Here is a 25,766-nt window from a genome sequence, read left to right as displayed (position 1 = left end):
AGCGTGCGGAACTTGCGGCTGTGGCGGCCAGCGTGAACCTCTCTCACCTCGCACCCCAGGTGCGTTCTGAGCAGACCTCGGGACACCGAGGCTGAAAACACCAATCCCCTCGGTCATAGCTTGGACGGCAGACACGAGGGGAAGGAGTAGGCATGAACTTTACACCGCGCCCCACCCTCTTGAACATCCCCCCACCGTACAAAAGGCCCTTGTACACCACGGTGGACAACGAGCTGCTCGGCCTGAGCACGCGCCTGGGGAAGCGCCGCCTGTTCCGGCACCGCATCTGGGCCATGCCGGACAGCGCCTGCCCCGGCTGGATGCAGATTCAGGTCATGCCAGGCTGGCTGACCCGCCGCCCGAGCGGCGCCGTAGAGCATGTCCAGCACTTGGTCTGTGCTGCTGGTGAATTCAGCACGCTGATTGACACCCTTGAGGAGCAGCACAACGTCCACCTGTGGGTGGCCCCGATCAAAACGCCAACCTCCTGGCCGCTGACCAACCGTATTTGGTGGGGCTACACCCTGCACGCCAAGACGCTCCGGCACCACGCCAAGCTGTCGGACCGGGTCCACCTGAAGGCGGTGGCGTGATGCTGCCCCGGTACCCGCTCACCCCTGGGCAGGTGGCGCTGACTACTGGCCTCCAGGCTGACCAGATCAACCGCTACATCGCTGACGGCGAGCTGAGCGCAGTAATCCACCCCGAGGCGCTTCAGGTTTTCACCTCTAAGCGCTTCGCCCAGGCCCTTCAGGTCATCGCGGACGACCGACTGACCGAGGCCGCCGCCGCGCCCGCCTTGAGCGCCGAGCAGATGGTCGAGGAGCTGGTGGCCGCTGACGCCGTGCTGCTGGCGGACTACATGGAGTCTCCAGACATCTGCGGGGGGTTCTTCACCGCGCTGGCCGGTGCAATCCGCCGCGCCGATCCGGGCAACCGGCACAGCCTTTACGCGGCCTTCCCTCTCACGTTGTACGGCTACCTCCAGCAGCAGCGCGAGTGGTCGACCCGGCCGTGCCCTGGCTGCGGCCTCAAGACCTGCCGGACGCCCAGTAAGTGCGTCGAGGCGATGCGCTGATGCGCGGCCGAATCCTGCTGGTGCTGTTCCTGGCATGCGTGATCGTGGCCGCGCTCGCGGCACCTCAGACCATGCCCATGAATGTCAGTGGCCCGAGCTGGAGCACCGCGCTGTTCGCGCTGGCCCTGACCGGCACGTATCTCACGGGTGCGGGCGGTGCCCTCCAGGGTATTGAGCGCCTTCTCAACTTCTTCGAAAGGCGGGACCACCGATGAAACTCAGCGACGTTCAGAAGCGCCTGCAAGCGCCGTTTCCCGCCAATCTTGTCCAATGGAAGCCCGGCAGCTTTAACAAAGAGCGGACCCGCGCGCTAATGCTCGCGCACATCGACGCCCGCGCCGTGCAGGACCGCCTCGACGCCGTGTGTCCCGACGCCTGGGAATTCGCCGTGGAGGTCGTGCCGGGAACGCGCCTCCCCACCGTGCGCGGCAGCATGACCGTCCTGGGCGTGACGCGCGAGGACATCGGCGAGGCCCCCGAGGGCGAGCTGAGCACCCTGAAGGCCGCGGCGAGTGACGCCATGAAGCGCTGCGCGGTCCAGTTCGGGATCGGTCGTTATCTCTACGACCTGCCCCGCCAGTGGGCCGACTGGGATGACACGCAGCGCGGCCCCGTGCTGTCGCCGGAGCTGCCCGAGTGGGCCCGCGCCGATCAGGAGCGCAGCCCCGGCGGCGCGCACCTCGTCCAGGCCATGGAGCAGTTGCGCTATGAACTGCCCGAGGATCTGGACCTGCAGCGCGAGGTCTACAAGCACCTGAAGGCCGCGCTGGGCAGCCTGCACCCGACTCCCCGAACGAGCGAAGCGTAATGGCGACCATCCCCCTGCACGGCAAGCGGGGGGAGGGCCAGGTCGCCCTCTGTGACGACCAAGACTATGCCCTCCTCTCGGAGCATCGCTGGCACCTGAGCAAGACCGGGTATCCCCGGACCCGAGCCATTGGCATGGCGTCCGGCACCGTTGACATGCACCGCCTCCTGACCGACGAGCGCGGCGGTCATTACAAGGACCACATTAGCGGCGACCGCCTGGACAACCGGCGCGCAAATCTGCGGGCCTGCACTCAGGCCGAGAACTCGCGCAACCGGAAGATGCACAGCAACAACAAGACCGGCTTTAAGGGCGTTTCGCCTTGGCGGGGGCAGTACCGCGCAGCAATCCATCTCGACGGTGAGCAGCGGTTCCTCGGCACCTTCCCACATCCAGCCCTGGCCGCCATTGCCTACAACGCTGCGGCCCGTGCGCTATTCGGCCCCTTCGCGCAGCTGAACGTCATTCCACCGCTCGACGTGCGCATCCTTGAGGAGGCCCAACGTGCCGCAGGTTGACGCACTGGTGGACGTGCTGAGCGAGATGTTCGCGGCGGCAGGCAGCGACGACAGCAGCCACCGCCGCCTGAGCAGCGGCCTGCACGTCAAGGTGGGAACGCGCGGTGCGCGCCGCATGGTCATCGTGTGGCGCGACGGCGACCGCCTCCCTGGCCGGACCGAGTGCCAGGTCGTGGGCGAGGACGCTGGGTTCTACGCCCCCAAGTACCGCTCCTGGAAGGTCCAGAAGTCGGCCGATGCGTTCCTGATCGAGGAAGGCTACCAGGGCGAGCTGTGCCGCCACGAATGGGCCACGCCGACCGAATACGTGGTCAAGCGGCTTATGGGCTACACGGCGACGTGTCTGATCTGCGGCGCGGTCTGGAGACAGGAGAAGCGCGCGAAGTCGGTTGCGCACGTCTACAACGGCGAAACCCGGCGAGAGCCGACCTTCGACCGCTTCTTGATCCTGGGCCCGGTACCGGCCAACGCAGAGGCCCTGGCCCCGCAGGCCCCCCAGGCTGCGCCGGTCGTATCGCAACCTGCGGTACGGCGCGACGCTGGCGAGGTCGCCGCGCTGCTGCACATGAGCCACAAGGAACGGCGCGCCCAGAAGGAGCGCGAGGTCAAGCGCCGGAAGGACGCTATCGAGCAAGCCCGCACCGAGCGCGAGCGTCCTGTCGTTGCCCGGTATGTCCGGGTGCTGACCCTATGCGCCCTAGGCTCTGCGGTACGTCATCCGGGTTGGTTCAGCCGGCCCGCCATCCTCCAGGCCCGTGTGGCCTGGATCAAGGGGGCGAAGTTGCCCGAGCTGCGCGAGGATCTGCACTCCCGGCACGGCCGCTCCATGCTGGCCTACAGCGTGACCATGCTGCTGCTGATACTGCGCTGGCCCCAGATCATGCGTGCCCTCCCGGCGGAGGCGACGGCGGCCACGGCTGCCGCCCCGGCGAAGGCCGCCAAGAAGCCCAGGGCGCCCCGTAAGCCCCGCACGAAGGCGGGCGAGGCGGCATGACCGGCCTAACCAGCAAGCACGCCGGGGTGCGCCTCGTAGCCAAAGTGATGGGCCCGAAGAACACCCTCGCAGTTCCGGTGCCGTTCGTGAAGCTGCTGGGCGACTACGCTTCCGCCGCGTTCTTGTCTCAGTGCCTGTACTGGTCCGACCGCACAAGCGACCCTGACGGGTGGTTCTACAAGACTGCGGCGGAATGGCAGACAGAGCTCCACTTGACTCCGGATCAGGTGCGCCGCTGCCAGCGCGTGTGCGGCGATTACCTGGAGATCGTGACCGGCGGAAAGGACAACCGGACCAACTACCGCATCGAATGGGAGGCCCTTGGAGAGGACCTGATGGCGATGGGCAGTCAGGAGTCCGGTTCGGGCAAAACCCCAAACCGGTTTGGGCAAAACCCCAGACCGGTTCCGGCAAAACCCCAAAGCGGTTCCGGCAAAAACCCGAACCCTATAAATAAGGAAGCAAAGACTACGGCAGAGACCACGGCAGAGAGGGGCAGACCCGCCGCCGCCGTTCGTGGAAGAAGTGAAAGACCCTCTGGTCGCCAGGCAGGAACCCAGGAAGCGAACGCCGATCAGTCACAGGATCAGGAACAGTCGCAGGCAGGCCAGCAAGACGACGCCACGAGCAACGGAAATGTTCCGGGCGGCGCGGCGGCGGCCCTGCGCCCTGGCGAGGTTGCCCTGCGGTCTGCGATGGGGCACAAGCTGTTCGACGAATGTCTGGCCGAGGACCCCGACCGCGCCGCCTGGGGTGACCTGAGCACCGAACGCATCGGAGAGATCCGCGCAGACGCGAAGGCTGAAGCCCGCAAGAAAGGCGTCGAGAAGTGGCGCACGCCGTTCATCGCCTTGCTGGATAAGGCCATCGTCGCGCCCGCCCCCGAGGCCAGAACCAACAAGCCTTCATCCGCTGCCGTCGCTGCCGACGTGCGCGCCCGCCTGAGAGGTAACCGGAAATGACCACCCCCCTTGTCACCCCCGAGCAGGTCGATCCCCAGGTGCTGGGCCTCGCCAAGCTGCTGAACGCCCACCCGACCGCTGCCCGCGTGCTGCGCAACAGCATCGAGCGGCAGCAGGCGCTGCGCGACAGCGCCCGGCCAGCACCGACCGACCACCTGATGAACTGCCCTCACTGCGATGCGCCCGGCGTCGTGTACGTGCGCCTGCCCTCGCCTGCGGGCATCCGGGAGTTCCGCCGCCGTCCCTCCGACTGCTGCCAGGCCGCCCTGCGCGACTGTGCGGAAGCCGAGCTGCACTTCGCCCTCAGCCCCGCCAACGACCCGCACGAGCGCGGGGTGGCCGCCGACCGATACGCCGCCATCTGCAAGAGCCTGACCAACCCGGTGTTCCTCGATGAGCTGGACGCCTACGCGGCCGAGTTCGATGGGGTCGAGGACCGCATCACGGGTTTGACGCGCGCCCAGGGCGGCCAGGAGTGAGCGCCCTGCCGCCGATCGGCACCGGCATCTCGCACAAGGAGCATGGGTCGGGCACTGTGAAGGCCGTCCTGCCGGACTTCGAGAAGACCGGCGCGGTCGTCATGATCAACGCGCGGGACGAGTACCTCGCGCGGCCTGACGCCTTCGTGCTGGCAGGCGAAGCCCCTGCCCCAGCGTCCCAGCTCGGCCCGCTGTTCGGCGGTGCCCGATGACCACGCGAATGGCCCGCGCCCTCCAGCGCAGCGCCGCCGCCGATCAGGCCGGGCATGGAGTCATTAGCGACCCGCTGCGCCTTCCCTTCGCGCGCATCCTGCAAGAAGTCCGGCAGATCCGTGTCAGTGAAGCCTACCGGCGACTAGTCCAGGCCGGTGCCGCCGCGCTGAGCTTCGGGCAGCAGGAAGCGGTGTACCTCGATGCCGTCAAGGGGCTCACGCGCCACGACCTGGAGGTGCTTGTCCGCAGCTTCCGTCAGCTGGTCCTCGACATGGAAGACCGACCTTACACCGACCTGCTTGGTCCGCTCTACATGGAGATCGGCCACAAGCTCGACAAGCAATACGGCGGTGAATTCTTCACCCCCCAGGCCATCAGCCTCCTCATGGCCCGGATGAATTTCAGCCGCGACATGTTCCGCGCTGGCGAGGTGCTGATGTGCAACGAGCCGGCAGCGGGAACCGGCGGAATGGTGCTCTCGACGGCCCAGGTGCTTGCAGAGGACGGCATCAGCCCTTTGCACATGCGCTGGGTAGTTCAAGACATCAGCGCCCAGAGCTGCTGGGGGGCATACATCAACTGCACGCTCTGGGGTATTCCAGCGCACGTCGTCTGCGGCAACACGCTGTCTTTAGAGCGCCGCTGGGAATGGAGAAACCGCTTCTGGCACATGGCGAAGCCCTGGCCAACCTTTGAAGAGCTTCAGGACCAAGCCGACGATCAGGCCCGCACCAATCAGGTGATTGAGGCTATGCGCGGCTTCCTGGCAACGGTGAGTTTTCAAGATCAGCCCAAGGCCAAGAGCAAGACCGAGCCTCTAAACCCTGCAGCCGACTTTGGCCCGCTGTTCGGCGGCTTCCAGTGAGCGGCCGCCCTCTGCCGCAGCAACTTCGTGAAAGTGAGTCCGTTTCTGAAATTGGGCCTGTGGGTCCGGAGGTTTTTATGACTGCAACAACCGAAAAGAAGGGCCGCAAGTCCGCGAATGAAATCGCTCCTGGCGCAACTCTGGAAGGTGTTGAAACGCAGGCCTCCGAGATGTCAACGGCGGCTCCGGGTACAACTACCGTTGAGGAGATGACAGACGCGGATTTTCAGCGGATGGCAGGGCAAACTCGCGCCAAATTGCAGGCTAGCCATAAGCCCCGTGTCGCCTTGAAGAGTGCGGCGGCGGATCAGGCCCAACCGGTCGGTAACGTGGCGGCAGTGGCCGACGTGGTGCCCGAACCCGAGCTGGTGGCCGACGCGCCCGCCCAGGCCTTGACTCCAATCCTGGCCGACAGCAGCCTCAGCATGTTCCGGATCGACCAGCTCGTCGCCAGCGACCTCAACCCGCGCAAAGACTTCGACCCGGTTGCCCTCGAGGAGCTGGCCGTGTCGGTGCTGATGAAAGGTCTGATGCAGAACCTCGTGGGTCGCATCGCCGAGAACGGCCAGGACGTGGAAGTGATCGCCGGTGGCCGCCGCCTGCGCGCGCTGAAGCTGCTGCACGAGTCGGGCCGCGTCCCCGCCGATTACATGGTGCCCGTGCGGGTGCAGGTCCTGAACGACCTTGAAGCCCTCCAGTTGGCGGTCGCCGAGAACATGGAGCGCGCGGACATTGACCCCCTCCAGGAAGCCGACGCCTTCGCGCAAATGGTGACCCTGGGCGCTACCCCGCAGGACCTCGCCCTGCGCTACGGCCGCAGCGTGCGGTTCGTGCAGGAGCGCCTGGTGCTGGCCGCTGGATTAGGCGAGGACGGCCGCAAGCTGTACCGCGAGCGTGAAATCAACCTCGGGCAGGCGCAGGTCATCGCCCAGACCACCGGGCCGCTGCGCAAGCACGTCGTGGAAAGCGCGAAGCGGGGCACGAACGTCCAGGGCCTCGCGAGCCTCATCAAGAAGAGCAGCTTCCTCGTCGAGCACGCCAGGTTCGACGTGGCCGCCTCCGGGCTAGAGATTCTGGAGGATCTGTACCACAGCCAGCCCGCGCGCTTCGCGGATCCCAAGGCGGCGCTCGCCCTCCAGCTCGACTGGGCCAAGGCCCGCGAAAAGGAATTGACTGGGAAGACGGGACAGTTTTTCGTCGAACTGCGCAAGATGGATTCGGAATATCTGCGCCTCGCTTACGACGAGTTCACCACCTATGACGCGGATAAGAAGCTGTTCGGGACGATCATTCTGGTCAGCACAGTGACCGGTGAGGTCAAGGAGGAGCGCGCCGCACGCGTGGCCGACGCCAAGAGCGAACGCGCCAAGCAGCAGGCCAAGGAGCGTAGCGCTGCGGCTTCGGAGGCCTCCGGCAGTGCAGGCGGAGCCATCCGGAAGTCTGGCTGGACGGACAGCCATGTCGCCCGCGCTACGGCGCTCCGGACAGCACTGGTCGGGGACCACAAGCGGACTGTGGCGCTGACGATCCTCTCGATTCTGGAGGCGGCGCCCGTAACGCTGCGGGGCAGCTTGACCCACACCCAGGCGGTTCCGATCCCGGCGGGCATGGACCGGCTGCGCGAGATCGACGCCAAGCTCGGCGGGGCGCTGGCCGTCAACGAGCACCACCAGCCCAAACACCTCATGGGCGTGAAGTTCAGCTACAGCTCGGAGGGCAAAGAGGTCTATGAGTTCCTCCAGAAGCTGCTGACCCTTCAGCTGGAAGAACTGCTGGACATTCAGAGCGTGCTGATCGCCCAGGCGGTAGGCGGCTGGAGCGAATACAACCCTGTGCATGCGCCATACGCATTCGTGACCCGCCTCGCGGCCGACACCGGGGCCACCATCAGTTACAAGCTCACCGATGAGCACCTGAAGGCCTACCCGCGCGACCGCCTGCTGGAGCTGGCGAAGGATGCCGGGATTGAGGACGGCGAGGGCCTCGGCAAGCTGTCGGGTCTATCCACTAATACGCAGATTCGCGCGGCCATCCTCGAACACGCGGTGGCCCTGCACGAGCGCGGCTACGTGCCTCCGCTGGTCCGTTTCCCGGTGGGAGATCAGGTCTCCGCCGAAGACGCCCAGTACCGCGCCCAGGCCCTCGACCTGATCGAAAAGCTCACGGTTCAGCAGACCTCTGCGTTGGTCGAGGACCTGGCGCTCGACCCGACTGACCCAAAAGACCCGCGCCCGGCTGACCAGATGCTGCGCGCCGAGCTCAACGTCATGCCGATAGAAGAGCTGCGCGGCTGGGCGCTGCTCAAAGAAACCGCGAAGGCCGTCATGCTCCCCGACTCCGCAACCGCCGCCGACTGAAGCCCTCTCTGGGGGCTGCTGCTGCGGCCCCCGCCCTGAACCGGAGGAACCACTATGACTACCCTGGACACCCTGCTGAACGACCTCAAGACCGAACGCCTCGCCCAGATCAGCCGTGAGGGCTGGACCCCGGAGCATGACGACACCCACGTCCAAGGCGACTTTGCCATGGCGGCCGCTGCCTACGCTGTTGCTGGCCGCTCGGAAGACGATTCTGACGGCACTGCCCCCGCGCTGACGCGCGTGCTGTGGCCCTGGACGGCCGCCGAACTGAAGCCCCACGACTACCGTTGCAACCTGCTGCGAGCCGGTGCCTTAGTGCTGGCCGAACTGGAGCGCGTGGAGCGGATGGCCGATACGGTCAAGTTCTTCGCGGTGGGCGAGTCCAGCGAGATCTACTTCGCCCGCGACCTCGACGCCCTACGCGACCTCCTGGCCGAACGCGGGTGCCTGCCAGAGCACCCCGCCGAGATCTGGGAAGTGCCCGGCAACCGCATGGGCGCGTTCGACGAGGCAGGCGAGAAGCCGGGCACGCTGCGCCAGGTGTTCATCGACACCTACGCTCACATGCCCCCGCCGCCCGCCGAGCAGCTCCAGAGCCACTACAACTGACCTTCTAAAGAGCGCCCCCTACGACTGCAACGGTCGTAGGGGGCGCTCTCTGAATATTCAATATCCTTCTTGAATGCCTAAAGTATATTGAATATACTTTAGGCAGAGCTGCCACCGGGGCAGCCCCTTCCCCAGGCCGGGGGCGTCGCCAGAGATGCCCCAAAGGACCGCCATGCAGCCGAGCACCTATCAGCAGGAGATCTTCAATTGGGTCAAGTCCGGGAGTGGGCACGCCATCGTTGCCGCGACCGCCGGAGCGGGCAAGACCACCACCGCCGTCCAGTGCGCTGGCCTACTCGCCGGTCGTCAGGTCCTGTTCCTCGCGTTCAATAAGCACGCGGCCGAGCAGCTGAAGGAACGTCTGCCCGCTGGATGCACGGCCAGCACCATTCATAGCCTGGGCATGGGCGCGCTTCGCCGGGCGCTCCCCAACGGGGCACCCAACACCAAGAGCGACAAGCTCAAGGCCGTCTCGGCGATGGTGCTCGACCCGCTGATGATTCAGAACCTCGAGACGTACAAAGCCACCCAGGAAGCCCTGATGCGGCTGGCCGACTTCGTGCGCCTCACCCTGACTGATCCGGCCAACCCGGAAGCGGTGCTCGACATGGTGGACAGCTACGGCGTGGACCTCGATCCCGAAGTCGAGGCGGCGGCGCTCAAGCTGCTGCCTGACGTGCTGGCGCACAGCGAGCGCCTGGCGCGTGAGCAGGGGATCATCGACTTCACGGACATGATTTACCTGCCGGTCCAGTGGGGCCTACGCCCACGCACTTACGACTTCGTGATCGTGGACGAGGCGCAGGACCTGAACGCCGCGCAGCTGGAGGTCGTGCTCTCGGCCGTCAAGCGCGGCGGCCGCGTTATGGCAATTGGGGACCGCAACCAAGCCATCTATGGCTGGGCTGGGGCCGACCACCGCAGCATGGATGTGATCAAGGCGCGCCTCGGCGCGGCCGAGCTGCCCCTGAGCGTCACTTACCGCTGCCCCGTGTCGCATGTGCGGCTGGCCCAGGCCGTCACCCCGGACATCTTGCCGGCGCCTGGGGCTGCCGAGGGCGTGGTACGCGACGTGAAGCGCGAGGAGCTGCACAAGCACGTCGCGCCCGGCGACCTGATCCTGTGCCGCGTCACGGCCCCCCTGATTGCCGCCTGTTACGAGCTGATCGGAGAAGGCGTCAACGCGACGGTGCGCGGGCGCGACATCGCGGCGGGCCTCATCAAGCTGATCGAGAAGATCATGGGCCGGAACCCGGACATGGCCGCCTTCCCGGAGCGGGTCATGGCCTACCGCACTCTGCAAGTGGCCAGCCTCACGAGCCGACACCTGGGCGACGAGGACAAGCTGGCGCGCGCCGTGGACGACCTTGACGACAAGTTGGAGGTCCTGAAGATCGTCGTCGCGAAGGCGAATCCCCGCACCGTCAGCGACCTGAAGAACGCGCTCAACAGCATCTTCGACGACAGCCGCCCGGCTGTCATTTTGTCGACCGTCCACCGCGCGAAGGGCCTGGAGGCGGACCGCGTGGCGATCCTGCGCGGCGAGCTGCTGCCCCACCCGCGCGCTAGCACTCCGCAGGACATCGAGGGCGAGCGGTGTGTCAAGTTCGTGGCCCTCACGCGCTCGAAGCGCGAGCTGCTCTGGGTGCTGGAGTCCGGCCAGCAGCCTGCGCTTGACGCCCCGGCCCCCGCGCCTCTCCCCCTGCCGCTCGACGACCGCGCGCGGCTGCTGGCCCTGGGCTGGACCGTCAAGGAGAGCCGCCCGGAGTCCGGCCTGCGCCGGGTGAACATCCGGCACACCGACGGCCGCGAGACCGGCACAGCACACGTCAGCGAGGAGAAGGCGCTGGCTTCGCTGCTGGCCCGCCTGACCTTGAACTGAGTTCTCCACGGGGGCTGCTGCTGGCGCCCCCGCTTCCCCTTGGGGCCTACGTGAGCGAACTCGAATGGCAGACCAAGCCCGCCCTCCGTCACTGGGTCCGCTACGCCGCCGACCTGATCCACCCGAAGACGACCCGCAGCAGTTACCCCGTCCTAGACGAGTGGTCGGAGTTGCAGGACTACGCCCGCGACCTCGTGAAGGCGAGTGAGGCCGGGGCCAGCACCTCAACCCAGTGGGCCATCGCCGACCAGATGAACACCGTGCTGCAGGACATCCAGATCGCCCGCCACGACAAAGGAGCTTCACGATGATTCCGACCCCCACCCAAAAACAGCAGGCCGCCCTCGACGTGTTCCAGGACCTCGCGACTGACCCCATGCTGGCCGTGCTCGACACCGAGACGACAAGTCTTACCGGTGAAGTGATCGAGCTGGGCATTGTGGACGCCTGGGGACGCACGCTGTTCAACGCACGCATGCGCCCGAGCTGCCCAGTCACGGCAAAGGCTCAGGAGATTCACGGCATCAGCGACGCCGATCTTGCCGACCTGCCGACCCTCGCGTACTTCTGGCCCAAGCTTCGCGAGGTTCTGCGCGGTCGCCGGGTGGCCATCTTCAACGCAGGATTCGATTGGCAGCGCCTCCTGCAATCGCTTGACGTGCATGTACCGACCTGGCAGAGCGATGATCTGGATCTCGTCTCAGATCTCATGGAGCGCAGCGCCTGCGTCATGCTCGCCTACGCCCCTATCGCCGCCGACTGGGACACCCGCTGGGCCGAGTACCGCTGGCCCAAGCTGGAGCGCGCCTGCGCCCAGCGCAAGGTCGAGACGTTCGACCTCCGCAAACACGCGGCCCTCGACGACGCCCTGGCCACGCTGCGGCTCATCCAGGCCACGGCCACCCTGACCACTGCTGACGTGCCCTGGATCGGCAACGAGGCTGGAATCGTCCTGCGGGCAACGACGTGAATACCGCTCCTCAATTGCTCACCGCCCTGGAGCGTGAAGTGGCGCTCGTGAAGGCCCTCTCCCTCTCGCGCCCCTGGAATCCGGCCATTGAACGCCATGGCAAAGGCGTCGAGAATCGCCCCAGGTGGGCCCCTCACCCCCACCTGATGGCCCAGGCACGGCGGATCGTCGGTCAGGACATCGCCCTACACAGCAGCGGGACCTATGACAAGGCAGGGGCCGACTACATCGAGCGCGTGACCGGCGTGCGCTATGGCCGCAAGGACTCTCCCGACAAGGCCATCACCAGCGTCGTACACGTTACGGGGCTGCTGCTCCCCGGCGACCCTTGCCCCGAAGGCCAGGAGAAGTGGTACTTCGGCAGCGTCGCCCTGGTGCTGGACAAGGTCCGTGTGCTGGCCGTGCCGGTCGCCACCCCAGGAGGGTTGGGGCTGTGGAACTTGAAGACCGAGATTCTCGCGCAGGTCGAGGCGCAGCTATGACCGGCAAGGACAAGAAGCGACCGACGACTGCCCAACTCTGGGACCAGGCCAAGGGGGTCCAAGTGCGGTTCGACGAGCTGCTGATTGAGCACGGCTATGTGCAGCCCGCCCCCGACTTCCCCGAGGACAGTCCCCTGACGGTCGAGGAGATCCGCGTGCTCGCAGCCAACGCGCACCCTTACGCCGAGCGGCTTTATAGCGGCCTCGGCGCCAGCGTAGTCGAGAAGAAAATCGCGGCGCTGATCAAGGGCCTAGCGCTGGGCGTAGACCAACTGCTGGCCGCCCAGGCCGCGCCCCTGTCGGCCGAACGGCTCGCGGCGCTGGAGGCCGAGGCGCTGGCCACGCGCGACCGCATAGAGGCCTCCAGCCACAAGAACCGCAACGCCGCCACCGGAGTCGCCGGGCTGCTCGCCGGTGCCTGCCGCGACTACAGCCGCGCCGTGCTGCCGCTGCTGGCCCAGCTCGACGCCCCCACGCCCACCGAGGACCTGAAATGAGCGACGAACAACAGACCACCCCCGTCGATACGCGCACCCTCCCCCTCCCGGCCACGCTGGAGCGGCTGGCCCAGGTGCGCCCCGACCTCATCAAGATCTGGCCGCTGGGCACCGACGGCAAGGCTCGGACCTTCAGTGCCGAGATGCCCTACTCCGACGCCTACACGGGGCCGGATCATGGCCGCTGGTCGGACATCTTCAGCCAGACCCTGCCGGACGGGCCTTACGAGATCCGGGCGTGGGCCATGGCCGCCTTACAGGTCCGAGTGCAGCACGCCATCCGGCAGCGTGGCTGGCTCTACACCCTGTGCGCCGCCGAAGAGGGTGCCTTCGTGCAGATCCATCAGCCTGTCGGCCCCCTGCTTGCCGACTTGGCCGAGGGCGAAGGCAACAGCGAAACGCACGCCCTCCTGGTCGCCCTGCTGCGCGCGGAAGAAGTGGTCGCTACCTTCCAGGCGGGTCAGCAGTGACCCGGCACGGCTTGACGCTGGAGCAGGCCGCCTTCGAGGCCTTCGGCGAGGCGTGGAAGCGCCTGCGCACCGTCGAGGAAGCGGTGAAGGCAGGAGAGGGCGCCTCCTTCACCCACCATGAAGCGATACGGGAGATGCGAGCGGCGGCGGCGTCAGTGCGCGCGGCCGTCCTGACGCCGCTCGCCGCCGACCCGACCACGGCGCAGCTTCAGGCGCAAGCCTTCGCCACGCTCCGGGAAACCGTGACGTGGTACGCCGACAAGAGCAATTACACCGACGGCTCCCCAGGTGAATGGAGTCCTCAGCCCCTCCACACCTTCGACCACCCCAGCGACTTCGAAGACGACGAAGGCCAACGTGCCCGCGCCGCACTCGCCTCCGTGCAGGCGCTCGGGCCGCTCTTCGACGACACACCTGAGCGGTCGGGCAGCGACACTTCTGAGGTATCCGGAGGCACAGGCCTCACGCTGGAGATCCCCCTCGACCTGGCGCATGTGATCGTGGGGATCGGAGACGCGAAGCCGCAGTTCACTGAAGCGCTGACCGCCAAGCAACACGGCCACTTGATGACTGAGAATGTACTTCTCACGGCCCAGCGCTTCGAACTGCCCGACCAACGCGAAATGCACTGGGTCGCCGTACCGGGTGACCTAGCCCTGGCCTTCACGGGTACCAGCCCCAACAGCCCACACGTCGCGCGCGCCCTGGCCGGCGCCTGGAACCTGCTGCGGTTTCACGCCCAGGCGGCGCTCGTGCAGGCTGCGGCCGCGACCGGTGACACGCCCGTTGCACCGGAGGCAGAGACAGGGGGCGAGGAGCAGTGAGCGTAGCTGGGAACCGAGACGGCCTAAGTCGCCGCGAATATGGTCGCCAGCAGAAGCGTTTGCGGGAGGCCCTGGGGCGCGACGTGGACGCCGACCTGCCGCTCTATCTGCGCCGTATGCCGGAGAAGCTGGATTGCGCGCCTGCCCTGACCTTGCAGGAACCAGCGCCGGACGGTCGCCGGTGAGCTTCATCGACGTCGAGAAGATCATGACCCCCGAGGAGCGGGCGCGGCTCGTCGAACTGGAGACTCAGGTCATGGTGGGCGGAGCGGCGGCGGTCCTGGCCGGGAAGGCCCTGACCGAGATCCGTGATGCCCGCCTCTACCGGGCCGAGCACGCCACCTTCGAGGCCTACACGCTGGCACGCTTCAGCATGAGCCGCTCGCGGGCCTATCAGCTGATCGAATATGCCGCTGACGCCAGCGAATTCGACCTCCGGGGCTGGCAGCTTCCGCCCGAGCGCATCACCCGCGCGCTGGGCGGCGTGGTGCCTGAAGACTGGCAGGTCGTACTCGATGTGACCCGCGCCACGACCGGCAAGCAGAAGCCCTCCAGCGCCGACGTGGCCGCCGTCGCGGAGGCCGCCCGCACCATGGCGAACGGCGTCCATATCCAGCACCCCGTCACCGGCGAGCAGGTGCCCTACAGCAGCCTGCCGCCCGAGAAGCGCGGCTTCGCCCTAGCGACCGCCGTGCAGCGCGGCAGCCGCGAGCGCCGCGACTACCAGGGCGCCGACTTCCAGGGCAACGCCGATCAGGAGAAACCCTGGGACTGGCTCGACGGCCTGCGCTCCAGCGGCGCCGACGTGGCGGTCCTGGGCCGCGCCGACGGCTGGCAGGTCACCGCCACCGACCGCACGACCGGCGAGGTCCGTGAGGGCCCCACCCGACCGAACCAGTGGGACGCCATCCGAGGTGCCCGGGCCGCCTGGGAAGGAGAGCTACCGACATGACCACCCCCGCCCACCAGGCCGTCCTCGACGTGATGCTCACAGATCCCGACCGCATCTGGCCCAGCGCCGAGATTGCCGCCCGACTCCAACTCGTGCCCAGCGTCGTCAGCGGCCGGCTCCGGACGCTTGCCCTCACCCTCGACGTCGAGAAGGTGGCCACCGGCCGGTACCGCCTCCGTCTCCCCGGCGCGCCCGCGCCAAGTGCGCCAGAGCCGCTGCCGGAGCCTCCTCCCCTCGAAGCCCCCGCCGCGCCCTTACCTGCACCCACGCCGCCAGTGCACAGTCCCCTGCCCGTGCAGGCCCTCGGCCGGGTAGATCAGGACGCCGTACAGCGGCTGCGCGACCGCCTACAGACTGAGCCCGCGCCCATTCCTGTCGCCGCGCCGCCTGCGCCCCCTCCCCCGCCCTCCCCAGTCAGCGACCTGGAGGTCGAGCAGTTCGTCCTGAAGGTCCGCAACCTCACCGTGGACCGGCGCAAGGGGAACGCGCCCGGCGCCGAGACCCTGGCCGGGCGGCTGCACTGGTCCCTCGCTCGGGTGCGCGACGTGGGCGCCGTCGCGGTGACCCGCAAGCTCGTCGTGCGCGACCTGTACGGCCGCTACAGGCTCGCGTGAGCTCCGTCCCGGTTCAGCTGCTCACGCTGCTCTGGCGTGAGCCGGGCCGGGAGTGGCGGTACCCCGAGATGACGGCCGACCTGAGTCTCACCCGGGAGCAACTGCACCACCCCCTCTCCCGGCTGCTGGCCGACGACCGCCTCGAGCGTGTCGGCCGAGGCCTCTACCGCGTCGACCCGGAACGGCACCTCCAGCCCCAGGGCCTCCCCGAGCCTGCGCCCCAACTTCTGCCCTGCCCCGTCACCGCCGCCGTCCAGAAGCTGGGCACCATCGAGCGCCAGTGCTGGGCCCTGCTGCACCCCGACCGCCCCCTTACCGTCCAGCAGGTGGCCTGCCGCTACGGCATGTCCTACAGCCTGGCGGAGCGTTCCCTCAGCGTCCTGGTCCGTCACGGCGTAGCCGAGCTGCAGGACGGCACCTACACCCGGAGAGCCTCATGACCCCCTGTCCCCATTGCCACCAGACCCAGCACGCACTCACCTGCCCTCGTCACCCGGTCGCCCGCGCCCGAGCGGCAGCGGCCGCCAGTTGCCTGGGCGGCGTCACAGCCCCCGAGGACCACCTGACTTTGGACCGCATGGTTATCCCCTACGACGCCGAAACCGGCAGAGTGGTTCAGGGCCGCTATCTAGGTCTCCAGGCGCACCATGCCCGCGCGATGGCCGGGCAGGACCTCAGCCGTGCCTACCGGATCGTCGAGGTTCAGATCACGCGCTTCCGGCCCTGGTGGCGGTTGTGGCGTAGCACGGCGGCGGTGGTGCTGCTACCTTCTTTGCCGAGATGACCCGGATGTCCGACGCGGACCTGCGGCGCTACCAGCGCCGGCACCCGCACCTGTTTCCCGACCAGCCCGCGACCCCTCCACCGGTCGCGGGCTATCTCGCGGCCAGCCAGAGCAACGGCTACGCGAAAGAGGCCGACTTCCAAGCCGCCGCCTGCGCGCAGCTGAAGGCGCGCGGGTGGCGCGTGCAGGAAGCCCTCAAAGGCAGCGACAGCGGCGGCACAGTCTGGTACACGCCCGGCTGGCCGGACCTCCAGATGTACAAGCCGGACGGCCAGCGGCGCATGTGGTTCGTCGAGCTCAAGCAGCCCGGCAAGAAGCCAACCGCCAAGCAGCTCGAATGCCACGAGTACTTACGGGCCGCAGGGTTCCTGGTCGTGGTGGCCTGGCACCTCGACGCCGTGCTGGAAGCCGAGGCGACCCAATAGCCGTTTTCAGACCCGCAAAAGACATTGGATATACTTTTTCCCTAGACTGGGCGCGATTCCCCCGCGCCCATCGTCTTTTCTCTCCCAGGAGTCCACTGCGTGTCCGAACTGCCCGGCCTGCCCGAACCTGACCTCTACCGTCTCCTTGCCGTCTTCTCGGGCCAGCCTCTGCTCTCGATCCCCGCGCTCGAAGCCGCAGGCCTGCGCCCTAAGCTCCAGGATCCCGACGACCTGCGCGATCCCGCGCGTCACAGCATCAGCGACCACCACCGCGCCCTGCTGCGGCACCTGCACGAGGAGACCCGCCGCATCCGGTGGGTCATCTGGAAAGACAAGAAGGGCCGCACGCTCGATGAAGGCTACGTTCTCACGGGCTACGGTGAAGTGAAGTTGGTCGAATGGCGCGACACCTACGGCCCAGCTCAGGTGCCCAGAGTGGGCCTGGGCGAGCTGGCGCGGCGGCGCCTGGTGCAGCAGCTTGTGCTGCTGGGTGGGTTCGGGCGTGAGGTCGTTACGGCGGTCGGAGCGCTGGAGGCGACTGGCCTACGCGAAGAAGGCCTTCAGACCCCGCTGCATGAGGAACACACGGCGTTGCTGCTCGACCTCCAGCGCAAGGGCTGGATTGTCGTCTCGGGCCGCGGCTACGTGCGTACGCCCGCTGGCGACGTGGCGGCCGCCTCGCGCCGTGCCGAGCTGGCCAGGAAGTCGCCGTGAGCAGCGCGAAGGCCATCAAACCCAAGCACCCACTCGTTGCCCGCCCGGCGCCAACGTGGAAGGAGAGCCTGGCCGCCGCCTTCGCCGCTGACGACCGCCGCCTTGAGGCAGCCAACGCCCGCCCCAAGGTGCTTCCCAGCTCGCCGCTTATGGCGCTGGCCCAGGGCGCCGAGGTGTTCTACCGGCCGCCGCGCGCGACTCACCCCCGCTTCGGCCAGCGCGCCCAGGTAGTGCGCACGCCGCGCGCCGACGTGAAGTCCCCCAGCGTCCGGCTGAAGTTCGCCGACGGCGAGCTGCTCAGCGTACCGCTGCTGCACGTCGCCGCCGCGCCGCCCCCTCGTGCCGATCCCCCGGCGCTCGTCGAAGCCCGCAGCCGCCCCACCTGGGGCCGCTGGGTGCAGCAGCTCCGCACCCTCCGCGCCCATGAGGCCGCCCTTGAAGACGAGCGGGCGCAACCGGGTGCTACGGTTTCTCACCTCCAGCTCGTCGAGAAGGAAGCGGCCCGGCTGCGGCAAGACGCCGACCAGCGAGGCCGCCAGCTCGCCGCATCGGTGGCCCCGATCGGCGCGACCCGGCCGGAGAAGGACGCGCTGTTCCAGGTCCTGCTGGGCGCAGCGACCGCTGAGGCGGCGGCGGCGAACCTGGCCGGGCGGGACGGGCGCGGTCCTGTGCAGGCCCCCGTGCTCGCGGCCCCGGTGCGCGACCTCACGCCCGCCGACGTCGAACGCGGCAGTCGAGCCATGCTGAACAACGTCGCCAAGTGCGTCCACCGCCGATATTTTCTGAGTGATTCCGATGTACTGGAGCTGACGGCCGCCGAGCGCGAGGAGGCGCAGATCCACCGCACCCTCTCGCGCGTGATCGGCCTAGCGCTGGCCGACGAGGGCGGTACCGACGCGCCCCTGAGCGACTCGCGCAAGGGTAATGAACTCCAGGGGCAGCTGCACGACAGCCTGGTCAACGCCTACCCGCTCTCCCTGGAGGTCTGCCAGTTGCTCGCCGCCGGCAAGGTGGCCCAGGCGACGGCGCTGGCCGACGAGGTGCAGGGCCTGCGCGCGACCTACGTCGCGGTCAACGCCGAGCTGGAGCGCGCCCGGCCCAAGCACGGCACTGGCCGCTACTTCCACGGCGACGTGCTGTCCGTCCGCGAACCGCTCGAAGGCGGCGGCATGGTCCAGTACTACGCCCGCCTGATCATTCTCTACGGCCCGGACGGGCACAGCGTCCTCGTGGCCAACGCGGCCGAGATCGAGAGCTTGACCGGCACGCGCGCCGGCCCGCAGGCCTGGGGGTCGCTCTGCCGGTGGATTGAGGACATGAGCGACCGCGCTGGAGGACGCAAGCAGGGGCGGCGCCAGGACGATGACGAGTTCTTGATCTACCGGGAGTCCGAAGGTCGGCTGAAGCTGCGCGCCGAGCTGGCCAAGTACCCCAACCTGGTGCTCGCGCTCGAAGCCGTGCGGCGTGCGCTCATGCTGCCGCACCGGCTCAAGGACATTTCCGAAAGCGAGATCCCGGAGGGGCATCCGGGACCTGGAGAGCATTGATGAATCAAATAATCTCTTCGATTATCGGAATAGCCGTGTCCTCAAATCCGGGGAAACTGACTCGGAAAGTTTTTACCAATACTTGACTCCCCGAAGGAGCGTGCAGAAATCTTACGATCACAGTGGTAATCAGTTCCGATAGAGTTACCCCAACCCTAAGCAAGTTTTCCGCTTCCTCAGTGCTAGTAGGGCGCGTATTGTTAAGCTTGGTCGGGGTTTGTTCGCCCGAGAGAAGAACTTTGGTTTCACGCGTTGTATTGGTTCTCAGCTTTGTTTCGGAGTGGACAGGCATGAGCCTCGATTGCAATTGAGGGTCTATTGCCACAGCCTCCTGAATGAACATGGTTTGGGTGCTGAGATTGATAAAAGTAAACTTGGCGTAGGCGCCTGTGCCACCCGTATGGACCAGGGCTAGATTTGGGGCTAGATTTCGGCTTTCCTGTGCCCGCATCAGTGCGGCCTGTTCGCGCGTTGCTTGAGCAAGCTCATATGTTGCGGCAGATTGCTCAAGAGCGGCTTGCCTTACCCTTTCAGTTTCCGCTTCGGATGCAATGACGCGTGCTTCGGCTTTAGAGGCGCGCGTCTCGCTTTGAATGGCGACAAGCAGAACAGCCCCGGCAGGAAAGATGGCTCCATAGGCAAAAATAGCTTGGAGCGCTGCCGCCGCCTTCGCTGCATCGGTGCCAGTCAGCGCGTCATGGAAAAACACAAACAGCCCAATCATTCCGCCGAAGAAAACAATTGACAGTACGACCCACACGAGAAGCCTCTTCATCAAGGCATGTACGCGCCGACCGGTCCTCCGGTTGCAGGGGGGGGCTTGACAAATGCGGGCAGAAATCCCTTAATCATTACTACCCTGCACAACGTCTACTCGAATACAGGCCCCCGCTTCGGCGGGGGTTTTTCGTGGCGTGCAGGGCCGTGCTGCCGAGCACGGTCTACTGCTGGAGGTTCCGCCCATGAAGTAGCGACCCAACTCCTGATCCTCCACCTTCGATGACGCCGCCCGAGACAGGGCGCAGCCAGTCCTCTCCTCACAACTGAATCCCGATCTCTGCCGCGCCGCCCCGAGCTGGGCGGTTTTTCGGTTTGCCCCCACGCACTGGGGGCGGCCTGAGCCAAGTGCGGCCGCACCCTCCTCCGGGTACTGCGGCATGACCTGGACCTGCAGGCCTTTGACCACCGTGCCGCTCCGGAGCCGCAATCCGGAGACATCGCGGCCGTGGGCGAGCCTCCCGCCCAGGTCCGCGTCCACCGGGCCGCAGGAATCCCCTGCCCCTCGATCACCTCGAAGCCGACGCCGCTGCCCCTGTGGCAAATCCTTGTGCGTCGCCCGTTGTCCACCCCGGTAGACAGCGGCTGGAGCGTCATGCCCAGAAGTACGAACACGCCCGCCCCCCCGTCCGACACCCTCCGTATCGAGTACATGGCCCTGTCCGACCTGCTGCGCTGGCCCGGCAACCCGAAAGAGCACGCCGAGAGCGCCATCGCCGCGAGCATCGAGCGCTTCGGCATGCGCGACCCGGTCAGCATTGACGAAACCTCCGGCCGCCTCATCGCCGGACACGGCCGCCTCACGGTGCTCGAGCGCGCCCACGCTGCCGGCAGCCCGGCTCCCCAGTTCGTGCAGGTCCGCGCCGACGGCGCCTGGCTCATCCCGGTCACGCGCGGCGGCAGCTTCACCGACGAGGCCGAGGCCTCCGCCTACCTCGTGGCCCACAACCGCACGGGCGAGCTCGGCGGCTGGGACGACACGCTGCTGGCCGAGTTCCTGAAGCCACTCGACGAGGACCTGCTGGCCGTGACCGGCTTCGACCTCGATGCCTTCGCCCTGGAACAGGAGACGGCGGCGGCGAAGGTGACCCTGCCCACCGCGCCCAGCGAGTTCCTCAACAGCCTCATCGCGCCCCCGGCCCCAGCCCCGGCCCCCGCGAGCGCCGCGCCGACGTCGGCCGGACCCCAGGCCCCCGCGCCGCTGGCCGCGCCTTCGCCGGTCAACCCTGAGCCCTCCGGCGATCATGCGGTAAGCGCCCCCGCCCCAGCGACCCCCACTGGCCCGGTCAGCCCTCCGGACGCACCGCAGTTTCCGGACGAGGAATACGTGCAGCTGGTCTACGTGGTCAAGAAGAGCGACCGCACCATGGTGCTCGACGCCATCAAGCGGGCCCGCGCCGAGTTCGGAGTCGACACCGCGCCGGACGCGCTGCTCGCCATCGTCCGCCAGTACAACAGCACCGGGACGGTGGCGGCGTGAACCTCGACCCGATGAAGCAGCACGCCGATGACGAAGATGAAGTTCACGACGTGGCGAACTTCGTGGACCCCGGCCGCAACGTCGTGACCCCCGTGCTGCTGCTCTCGCCCGAGCTGGCCGAGCGCCTGGTGTGGGCCTTCGCCCGGATCGTCCGCACCTCGCACGGCGCGCGCGCGGCGCGCAGCCCCGACGAAGACGGCATCATCCGCGCCCAGGAGTTCGAAGAAGGTGACGTGTACATGCTGGAGAAGCCCTTCGACGGCTACGCCAGCTCGCGGTACCTGATGGACTTCTACGACACGAGCGAACGCGGGATCTGCTCGCGGATGCACCTGCACACCGGGACCCGCTTCGTGCGGATGATGACCGGTCCCGGCACCGTGATCCGGGTGGGCAGCTTGTCCCCCTTCGTGGTGACCAACGTCGCCGGCGTGACGCCCTTCCAGCCCGAGCAGTTCACCGACGATCTACCAGACCTGCCCAACGGCGTGCAGCGCACCCGGTACAACCTCGTGGTGCCGGAGTGCAGCTTCGTGGACATGCAGATTCCGCGCGGCGTCTCGCACCAGTTCAACGCCATCGGTCCGAACGCCGTCATTGACTCGATTCACCCCGAGGAATCCATCGAGGTCTTCCGCGAGCGCATGAGCGGCTTCAGGATGATGGCCCAGACCATCTTCCTGACCGAAGACCGGCCCGGCGCCGAGAGCTGCGCGCTGGAGCGGCCGTGACGGTCGCCCTGATTCCCCGCAAGCAGATCTCCGGCCAGGAGGCCTGGGTCAGCGCTTGGGAGCACGCCGAGCGGCTGTACCCGGCCGCCCAGCTTGACGCCCTGGTCGCGCGCACCCTTGAAGAGATGAGTGGCCTCGTTGCCGGTCGCCGGGTGGCCTTCGCCTGGAGCGGCGGCAAGGATTCGCTCGTGATCGAGTGGCTGTGCGCCCAGCTCGGCGTGCAGGCCTGCGTGTTCGGCATGACCAACCTGGAGTACCCGGAGTTCCTGGCCTGGGTGACCGACCATATGCCCGAGCAGCTCACCGTGATCAACACTGGCCAGGATCTGGCCTGGCTCCGGAGCAATCCCCGGATGATTTTCCCGCAGACGCCCCAGGACAACGCCCGCTGGTTCCGGGTGGTGCAGCACACCGCCCAGCGCCGGTACTTCAAGGAGCACGGCTTAAACCTGCTCGTGCTGGGGCGCCGGCACGCGGAGGGGAACCACTGCGGCCCGGACGGGCTCTACACCAACCGCGAGGGGGTCAGCCGCTACAGCCCGATCCGCGACTGGCCGCACGAGGCCGTCCTGGCGCTGCTCAAGCGCGAGGGCTACAGCCTGCCCCCCATCTACGGCTACCCGCGCGGCTGGCAGGTGGGGACCGGCAACTGGGCGCAGCGCCTCTACACGTCCACGCCCGAGCGGGGTTGGGACGAAACGTGGCAGATCAACCCGGACCTCGTGCGCGAGGCCGCGACCGTGCTGCCCCAGGCCGCGGCCTACATGCAGCTCCGGGGGGTGTCCTGATGTGCGGCCTCTACGGATTCGTGCGCGGCGGCGGCCCGCCGCAGGCGGACGTGCTTCGCCACGTCGCCGGACTGGCCGGCACCCGGGGGCCCCATGCTCACGGCCATGCGGCGCGCGGCGTGCGCCACGTCGCGGCGGGTCCGCTCGACGCCACGCGCCTGTCCACCCCGGTAGACGGCAGCCTGATCGGGCACGCGCGCATGGCGACCGCCGGTCGACACGACGATCTGACCTGCGCCCAGCCCCTCCAAGCCGGGCCGCTGTTCGTGGCGCACAACGGCACCGTGCCCGGCCACCGCTTCCACGCGCTGCGCGCCGGGCTCACGCTCCAGACCGACAGTGACAGCGAGGTCCTGGCGCTGCTGCTCAACCGCGAGGCCACCCTGATCGGCGCGGCCGAAGTGATCGAGCAGCTCACGCCAGGGCTGCCGCTGGCGCTGCTGGCCCTGCACCCGGATGGCCGCGTGCTCGCCGCCCGGCGCGGCCACCCGCTCTACGCCCTGCGCGCCGCCGAGGGCACCTACCTGTGCAGCCTGCCCTTCGGTGGGGCCCAGCCGTTGCCGGACGCCTCACTCGTCGAGTTCACACCCGGCGGCGAAGCGGTCGTCGCGCTACCCAGTCGCGCGAGCCTGCGCAGCAACCAGGGAGGCCCAGCATGGACCCCGTGATGACCCTGGCCCTCCAGGAGGCCAACGGGATCTCCGCGCCGCACCCGGACCTGCGGCCCTACACGTACAACCCGAAAAACGCCCGCCTGAAGCCCGCGCCGCTCGAAGGCGACGTGCTCACGCTGGCCCGTGCCCGGATCCGGCACATCTTCGAACTGTTCGACCACGTCAGCGTGAGTTTCTCCGGCGGCAAGGACTCGACCATCGTCCTCAACCTGGCGCTGGAGGCCGCCCGCGAGCTGGGGCGCACGCCACTGGAAGTGGTGTTCTGGGACGAAGAGGCGATTTACAGCGAGAACGTGGACTACGTGCGCCGGGTGGCCGCCGACCCGGACGTGGCGCTGAAGTGGATGTGCGTGCCGGTCAAGCACCGCAACGCCTGCTCGTCAGAGTCGCCGACGTGGTACCCCTGGGCCCCTGAGGACCGGCACCTGTGGGTCCGCGACCTGCCGCCCGAGGCGATCACGGTGCTGCCGGGCTACGACCCCACCGACCCGGCCCAGCGCCTGAGCATCCCGGAGCTGTCCGGCCTGCTGTTCCCCCCGCGCCTGGGCAACTGTGTGCAGCTGCTCGGCATCCGGGCCGACGAGAGCTTGATCCGCCGCGCGGCCGTCTCCCGGCGCGTCGAGGACAACTACATCATCAAGGACTCGGGCGGGTACGGCGGGGCTAACGACATCCAGCACGCGGGCAACGTGTGGAAGGCCTACCCCATCTACGATTGGCAGACCGGCGACGTGTGGCTCGCTCCCAAGGAGCTGGGGTGGGATTACTGCCGGGTCTACGACCTCCTCGACCAGATCGGGTTCACGCCGGGCAAGCAGCGCCTAGCGCCGCCGTTCGGCGAGGAGCCCATGCAGCGCCTGGACCAGTACCACCAGTGCGAGCCGGCGCTGTGGGACCGGATGCTCTCGCGCGTGCCGGGCGCGCAGACCGCCAAGCGCTACTCCAGAACCGAGCTGTATGCGTTCGGAGACGTGCCTGACAAGCCGCCCGGCATCACCTACGAGGACTGGCTGCGGGACCTCGTGGTGGCCAACTTCCCGCCGAAAGAGGCCGCTCAGGTCAGCAAGGGCATCCGCGCCCACCTGCGCATGCACTACCGCAAGACGGCCGACCTCCTGGCGCCGAGCGTGGAGCACCCGCTGACCGGTTACGACTGGGCCTTCTTCGTGAAAATGGCCATGCGCGGGAACTTCAAACAGCGCCGTCAGCCCAAGCTGGGCAGCAAGACGGCCGCGGCCTTCGCCGCGGCCCTCGCCAAGTACCGCGCGAACCTCCAGCCCTACCTCGACGAGTTGGCCGAGATGCGCGCCCTCACCGGAGACACCCCATGAAGCGAGGTATACAAGCCCAGCCCCTGAACGTAATCGAGTGGGTGCACCGCGACGAGTTGCACGCCAACGGCTACAACCCCAACCACGTCGCCAAGCCCGAGATGCTGCTGCTCAAGACGAGCATCCTCGAAGACGGCTGGACTCAGCCCATCGTGGCCCGGCCGGACGGCGAGATCGTGGACGGCTTCCACCGCTGGACCACGAGCGCTGACCCTGAGGTCTACGCCATGACGGACGGACGGGTGCCAGTGGTGCGCCTGCTGCCGCCTGCGACCGGCGACCAAATGCTCAGCACCATTCGCCATAACCGCGCTCGAGGTGAGCACGGTGTCCTGCCGATGGCCGACATCGTGCGCCGCCTGCGAGACGAGGAGGGCCTGAGCGTCGAGCAGGTCATGACCCGCTGCGGCATGGAGCGCGAGGAGGTCACGCGCCTCTACGACCGGGGCGGCATGACCGAGCGCGGTACCCAGTACAAGACAACTTTTAGTAAGGGATGGGCGCCACAGAGATCAGGATAAATTGAGGCATGACGAACCCTAAATCGCCAGATGAAAGTCACCACCTCGCTGTCGTGAAGGATTACGTGGAGCGGAACTCTGACACCATTGAAATGCTCAATCGTGTCGAGTGGGATCTTTTAGAGGATCTGGAGACGGAACAGGTCTTGTTTCGACTGAAGGACAAGTCCACTCCTGAAACGAAGGGGGTCGCTGTCGGCGTAGACATGGATGACCTTAGGGTTCTCGAAGAGCACCAGCTCGTGCACTCGGTGGGCAACCTTTTTCTTAACCACTTGGCCGCCGGACTTCCTCGAAAGGAGCCGGGCAAGCCCTATACGCTAGAGGTGGTTCGAACTTACTAAGGCCCCCAAACTCCCTGACCCGCGCTATCAAGGCGCGGGTTTTTTCGTCCACAGCTATCCACACCTTTTTCCA

35 protein-coding genes are annotated in these 25,766 nt (G+C 67.4%); 34 read left to right on the top strand and 1 reads right to left on the bottom strand.

From position 1 onward, the window contains the following. Positions 1-152: 152 nt before the first annotated feature. The 27 genes from ASF71_RS01095 (at position 153) to ASF71_RS00970 (ending at position 19,047) form a co-directional block, all read left to right on the top strand. A complete protein-coding gene (locus tag ASF71_RS01095; RefSeq protein WP_156372540.1) occupies positions 153-593 on the top strand; it encodes a hypothetical protein in 441 nt (146 codons plus the stop codon). Then, entirely contained in the window at positions 590-1,078 is a 489-nt protein-coding gene (locus ASF71_RS01090) for a hypothetical protein (protein WP_156372539.1), read from the top strand. Before ASF71_RS01095 ends, ASF71_RS01090 begins: the two co-directional genes overlap by 4 nt. Continuing rightward, positions 1,078-1,293, top strand: coding sequence for a hypothetical protein (locus ASF71_RS01085; RefSeq protein WP_056293592.1), 216 nt, complete (start codon positions 1,078-1,080; stop codon positions 1,291-1,293). Before ASF71_RS01090 ends, ASF71_RS01085 begins: the two co-directional genes overlap by 1 nt. Next, positions 1,290-1,886 (top strand): single-stranded DNA-binding protein DdrA, encoded by a 597-nt coding sequence (gene ddrA / locus ASF71_RS01080; RefSeq protein ID WP_056293591.1) that lies wholly within the window; start codon positions 1,290-1,292, stop codon positions 1,884-1,886. The genes ASF71_RS01085 and ddrA overlap by 4 nt, the downstream gene beginning before the upstream one ends. Next, the gene (locus ASF71_RS01075) at positions 1,886-2,404 is read left to right on the top strand and encodes an HNH endonuclease (protein ID WP_200939641.1); all 519 of its coding nucleotides are present in this window, start codon (positions 1,886-1,888) and stop codon (positions 2,402-2,404) included. Before ddrA ends, ASF71_RS01075 begins: the two co-directional genes overlap by 1 nt. Beyond that, complete coding sequence (locus ASF71_RS01070; protein ID WP_056293587.1) at positions 2,391-3,398, top strand: hypothetical protein; 1,008 nt, start codon at positions 2,391-2,393, stop codon at positions 3,396-3,398. Before ASF71_RS01075 ends, ASF71_RS01070 begins: the two co-directional genes overlap by 14 nt. Continuing rightward, entirely contained in the window at positions 3,395-4,360 is a 966-nt protein-coding gene (locus ASF71_RS01065) for a hypothetical protein (RefSeq protein WP_056293584.1), read from the top strand. Before ASF71_RS01070 ends, ASF71_RS01065 begins: the two co-directional genes overlap by 4 nt. Further along, positions 4,357-4,839: a hypothetical protein gene (locus tag ASF71_RS01060; RefSeq protein ID WP_056293582.1), complete on the top strand. Its 483-nt coding sequence runs from the start codon at positions 4,357-4,359 to the stop codon at positions 4,837-4,839. Before ASF71_RS01065 ends, ASF71_RS01060 begins: the two co-directional genes overlap by 4 nt. After that, entirely contained in the window at positions 4,836-5,051 is a 216-nt protein-coding gene (locus tag ASF71_RS01055; protein WP_056293579.1) for a hypothetical protein, read from the top strand. The genes ASF71_RS01060 and ASF71_RS01055 overlap by 4 nt, the downstream gene beginning before the upstream one ends. Then, a complete protein-coding gene (locus ASF71_RS01050; protein WP_082505283.1) occupies positions 5,048-5,917 on the top strand; it encodes an N-6 DNA methylase in 870 nt (289 codons plus the stop codon). The genes ASF71_RS01055 and ASF71_RS01050 overlap by 4 nt, the downstream gene beginning before the upstream one ends. Before the next feature lie 287 nt (positions 5,918-6,204). After that, positions 6,205-8,274 carry a ParB/RepB/Spo0J family partition protein gene (locus ASF71_RS01045; protein ID WP_056293575.1) on the top strand — a complete coding sequence of 690 codons (2,070 nt, stop codon included), beginning with the start codon at positions 6,205-6,207 and terminating at the stop codon, positions 8,272-8,274. A gap of 54 nt (positions 8,275-8,328) precedes the next feature. Then, on the top strand, positions 8,329-8,886 hold the full coding sequence (locus ASF71_RS01040) for a hypothetical protein (RefSeq protein WP_056293573.1): 558 nt from the start codon (positions 8,329-8,331) through the stop codon (positions 8,884-8,886). Positions 8,887-9,040: 154 nt separating this feature from the next. Further along, positions 9,041-10,768, top strand: a complete 1,728-nt coding sequence (locus tag ASF71_RS01035; protein WP_082505279.1) for a UvrD-helicase domain-containing protein — start codon at positions 9,041-9,043, stop codon at positions 10,766-10,768. 50 nt (positions 10,769-10,818) lie between these two features. Next, positions 10,819-11,079 carry a hypothetical protein gene (locus ASF71_RS01030; RefSeq protein WP_056293569.1) on the top strand — a complete coding sequence of 87 codons (261 nt, stop codon included), beginning with the start codon at positions 10,819-10,821 and terminating at the stop codon, positions 11,077-11,079. Further along, complete coding sequence (locus tag ASF71_RS01025; protein WP_056293567.1) at positions 11,076-11,738, top strand: 3'-5' exonuclease; 663 nt, start codon at positions 11,076-11,078, stop codon at positions 11,736-11,738. Before ASF71_RS01030 ends, ASF71_RS01025 begins: the two co-directional genes overlap by 4 nt. Next, positions 11,735-12,220: a hypothetical protein gene (locus ASF71_RS01020; protein WP_235514069.1), complete on the top strand. Its 486-nt coding sequence runs from the start codon at positions 11,735-11,737 to the stop codon at positions 12,218-12,220. Before ASF71_RS01025 ends, ASF71_RS01020 begins: the two co-directional genes overlap by 4 nt. Beyond that, the gene (locus ASF71_RS01015; protein ID WP_056293563.1) at positions 12,217-12,717 is read left to right on the top strand and encodes a hypothetical protein; all 501 of its coding nucleotides are present in this window, start codon (positions 12,217-12,219) and stop codon (positions 12,715-12,717) included. The genes ASF71_RS01020 and ASF71_RS01015 overlap by 4 nt, the downstream gene beginning before the upstream one ends. After that, positions 12,714-13,187 carry a hypothetical protein gene (locus tag ASF71_RS01010; protein WP_056293561.1) on the top strand — a complete coding sequence of 158 codons (474 nt, stop codon included), beginning with the start codon at positions 12,714-12,716 and terminating at the stop codon, positions 13,185-13,187. Before ASF71_RS01015 ends, ASF71_RS01010 begins: the two co-directional genes overlap by 4 nt. Continuing rightward, entirely contained in the window at positions 13,184-14,011 is an 828-nt protein-coding gene (locus tag ASF71_RS01005; protein WP_056293558.1) for a hypothetical protein, read from the top strand. The genes ASF71_RS01010 and ASF71_RS01005 overlap by 4 nt, the downstream gene beginning before the upstream one ends. Continuing rightward, a complete protein-coding gene (locus ASF71_RS23385; protein WP_156372538.1) occupies positions 14,008-14,196 on the top strand; it encodes a hypothetical protein in 189 nt (62 codons plus the stop codon). Before ASF71_RS01005 ends, ASF71_RS23385 begins: the two co-directional genes overlap by 4 nt. After that, positions 14,193-14,963, top strand: a complete 771-nt coding sequence (locus ASF71_RS01000; protein WP_056293557.1) for a hypothetical protein — start codon at positions 14,193-14,195, stop codon at positions 14,961-14,963. The genes ASF71_RS23385 and ASF71_RS01000 overlap by 4 nt, the downstream gene beginning before the upstream one ends. Next, entirely contained in the window at positions 14,960-15,577 is a 618-nt protein-coding gene (locus ASF71_RS00995; protein ID WP_056293555.1) for a hypothetical protein, read from the top strand. The genes ASF71_RS01000 and ASF71_RS00995 overlap by 4 nt, the downstream gene beginning before the upstream one ends. Next, a complete protein-coding gene (locus tag ASF71_RS23380) occupies positions 15,574-16,017 on the top strand; it encodes a hypothetical protein (protein ID WP_056293551.1) in 444 nt (147 codons plus the stop codon). Before ASF71_RS00995 ends, ASF71_RS23380 begins: the two co-directional genes overlap by 4 nt. Further along, on the top strand, positions 16,014-16,361 hold the full coding sequence (locus ASF71_RS00985) for a hypothetical protein (RefSeq protein WP_056293545.1): 348 nt from the start codon (positions 16,014-16,016) through the stop codon (positions 16,359-16,361). The genes ASF71_RS23380 and ASF71_RS00985 overlap by 4 nt, the downstream gene beginning before the upstream one ends. Further along, complete coding sequence (locus tag ASF71_RS00980; RefSeq protein ID WP_235514068.1) at positions 16,358-16,786, top strand: VRR-NUC domain-containing protein; 429 nt, start codon at positions 16,358-16,360, stop codon at positions 16,784-16,786. Before ASF71_RS00985 ends, ASF71_RS00980 begins: the two co-directional genes overlap by 4 nt. A 99-nt stretch (positions 16,787-16,885) precedes the next feature. Beyond that, positions 16,886-17,500: a hypothetical protein gene (locus ASF71_RS00975; protein ID WP_056293538.1), complete on the top strand. Its 615-nt coding sequence runs from the start codon at positions 16,886-16,888 to the stop codon at positions 17,498-17,500. Further along, positions 17,497-19,047, top strand: a complete 1,551-nt coding sequence (locus ASF71_RS00970; protein WP_056293534.1) for a hypothetical protein — start codon at positions 17,497-17,499, stop codon at positions 19,045-19,047. The genes ASF71_RS00975 and ASF71_RS00970 overlap by 4 nt, the downstream gene beginning before the upstream one ends. Positions 19,048-19,051: 4 nt before the next feature. Here the strand turns inward: ASF71_RS00970 and ASF71_RS23375 are convergent, their stop codons facing one another. Next, positions 19,052-19,807, bottom strand: a complete 756-nt coding sequence (locus ASF71_RS23375) for a hypothetical protein (RefSeq protein WP_156372537.1) — start codon at positions 19,805-19,807, stop codon at positions 19,052-19,054. Positions 19,808-20,419: 612 nt separating this feature from the next. On the opposite strand from ASF71_RS23375, the gene ASF71_RS00965 reads away from it, so the two are divergent. From ASF71_RS00965 to ASF71_RS00935, 7 genes are read left to right on the top strand one after another with little or no spacing between them, the layout of a single operon-like run. Beyond that, on the top strand, positions 20,420-21,304 hold the full coding sequence (locus ASF71_RS00965) for a hypothetical protein (protein WP_056293531.1): 885 nt from the start codon (positions 20,420-20,422) through the stop codon (positions 21,302-21,304). Further along, entirely contained in the window at positions 21,301-22,035 is a 735-nt protein-coding gene (locus ASF71_RS00960) for a hypothetical protein (RefSeq protein ID WP_235514067.1), read from the top strand. Before ASF71_RS00965 ends, ASF71_RS00960 begins: the two co-directional genes overlap by 4 nt. Further along, positions 22,032-22,823, top strand: coding sequence for a phosphoadenosine phosphosulfate reductase family protein (locus ASF71_RS00955; protein ID WP_056293528.1), 792 nt, complete (start codon positions 22,032-22,034; stop codon positions 22,821-22,823). The genes ASF71_RS00960 and ASF71_RS00955 overlap by 4 nt, the downstream gene beginning before the upstream one ends. Next, on the top strand, positions 22,823-23,491 hold the full coding sequence (locus ASF71_RS00950) for a hypothetical protein (RefSeq protein ID WP_056293525.1): 669 nt from the start codon (positions 22,823-22,825) through the stop codon (positions 23,489-23,491). The genes ASF71_RS00955 and ASF71_RS00950 overlap by 1 nt, the downstream gene beginning before the upstream one ends. Next, positions 23,479-24,828: a phosphoadenosine phosphosulfate reductase family protein gene (locus ASF71_RS00945; protein ID WP_056293522.1), complete on the top strand. Its 1,350-nt coding sequence runs from the start codon at positions 23,479-23,481 to the stop codon at positions 24,826-24,828. The genes ASF71_RS00950 and ASF71_RS00945 overlap by 13 nt, the downstream gene beginning before the upstream one ends. Continuing rightward, positions 24,825-25,349: a ParB/RepB/Spo0J family partition protein gene (locus ASF71_RS00940; protein ID WP_056293519.1), complete on the top strand. Its 525-nt coding sequence runs from the start codon at positions 24,825-24,827 to the stop codon at positions 25,347-25,349. The genes ASF71_RS00945 and ASF71_RS00940 overlap by 4 nt, the downstream gene beginning before the upstream one ends. Before the next feature lie 8 nt (positions 25,350-25,357). Then, the gene (locus tag ASF71_RS00935) at positions 25,358-25,693 is read left to right on the top strand and encodes a hypothetical protein (RefSeq protein WP_056293515.1); all 336 of its coding nucleotides are present in this window, start codon (positions 25,358-25,360) and stop codon (positions 25,691-25,693) included. The last annotated feature ends 73 nt before the right edge of the window (positions 25,694-25,766 follow it).

The organism is Deinococcus sp. Leaf326 (assembly GCF_001424185.1).
Classification (GTDB): domain Bacteria; phylum Deinococcota; class Deinococci; order Deinococcales; family Deinococcaceae; genus Deinococcus.
The sequence above is the reverse complement of the archived record's forward strand: the minus strand, read 5'-3'. Positions and strand labels throughout refer to the sequence as shown.

Coding starts and splice junctions, on each gene's coding strand:
- ASF71_RS01095 (WP_156372540.1), top strand. CDS start 153: ATGAACTTTACACCGCGCCCCACCCTCTTGAACATCCCCCCACCGTAC.
- ASF71_RS01085 (WP_056293592.1), top strand. CDS start 1,078: ATGCGCGGCCGAATCCTGCTGGTGCTGTTCCTGGCATGCGTGATCGTG.
- ddrA (WP_056293591.1), top strand. CDS start 1,290: ATGAAACTCAGCGACGTTCAGAAGCGCCTGCAAGCGCCGTTTCCCGCC.
- ASF71_RS01075 (WP_200939641.1), top strand. CDS start 1,886: ATGGCGACCATCCCCCTGCACGGCAAGCGGGGGGAGGGCCAGGTCGCC.
- ASF71_RS01065 (WP_056293584.1), top strand. CDS start 3,395: ATGACCGGCCTAACCAGCAAGCACGCCGGGGTGCGCCTCGTAGCCAAA.
- ASF71_RS01060 (WP_056293582.1), top strand. CDS start 4,357: ATGACCACCCCCCTTGTCACCCCCGAGCAGGTCGATCCCCAGGTGCTG.
- ASF71_RS01050 (WP_082505283.1), top strand. CDS start 5,048: ATGACCACGCGAATGGCCCGCGCCCTCCAGCGCAGCGCCGCCGCCGAT.
- ASF71_RS01040 (WP_056293573.1), top strand. CDS start 8,329: ATGACTACCCTGGACACCCTGCTGAACGACCTCAAGACCGAACGCCTC.
- ASF71_RS01035 (WP_082505279.1), top strand. CDS start 9,041: ATGCCCCAAAGGACCGCCATGCAGCCGAGCACCTATCAGCAGGAGATC.
- ASF71_RS01025 (WP_056293567.1), top strand. CDS start 11,076: ATGATTCCGACCCCCACCCAAAAACAGCAGGCCGCCCTCGACGTGTTC.
- ASF71_RS01015 (WP_056293563.1), top strand. CDS start 12,217: ATGACCGGCAAGGACAAGAAGCGACCGACGACTGCCCAACTCTGGGAC.
- ASF71_RS01010 (WP_056293561.1), top strand. CDS start 12,714: ATGAGCGACGAACAACAGACCACCCCCGTCGATACGCGCACCCTCCCC.
- ASF71_RS00995 (WP_056293555.1), top strand. CDS start 14,960: ATGACCACCCCCGCCCACCAGGCCGTCCTCGACGTGATGCTCACAGAT.
- ASF71_RS00985 (WP_056293545.1), top strand. CDS start 16,014: ATGACCCCCTGTCCCCATTGCCACCAGACCCAGCACGCACTCACCTGC.
- ASF71_RS00980 (WP_235514068.1), top strand. CDS start 16,358: ATGACCCGGATGTCCGACGCGGACCTGCGGCGCTACCAGCGCCGGCAC.
- ASF71_RS00965 (WP_056293531.1), top strand. CDS start 20,420: ATGCCCAGAAGTACGAACACGCCCGCCCCCCCGTCCGACACCCTCCGT.
- ASF71_RS00950 (WP_056293525.1), top strand. CDS start 22,823: ATGTGCGGCCTCTACGGATTCGTGCGCGGCGGCGGCCCGCCGCAGGCG.
- ASF71_RS00945 (WP_056293522.1), top strand. CDS start 23,479: ATGGACCCCGTGATGACCCTGGCCCTCCAGGAGGCCAACGGGATCTCC.
- ASF71_RS00940 (WP_056293519.1), top strand. CDS start 24,825: ATGAAGCGAGGTATACAAGCCCAGCCCCTGAACGTAATCGAGTGGGTG.
- ASF71_RS00935 (WP_056293515.1), top strand. CDS start 25,358: ATGACGAACCCTAAATCGCCAGATGAAAGTCACCACCTCGCTGTCGTG.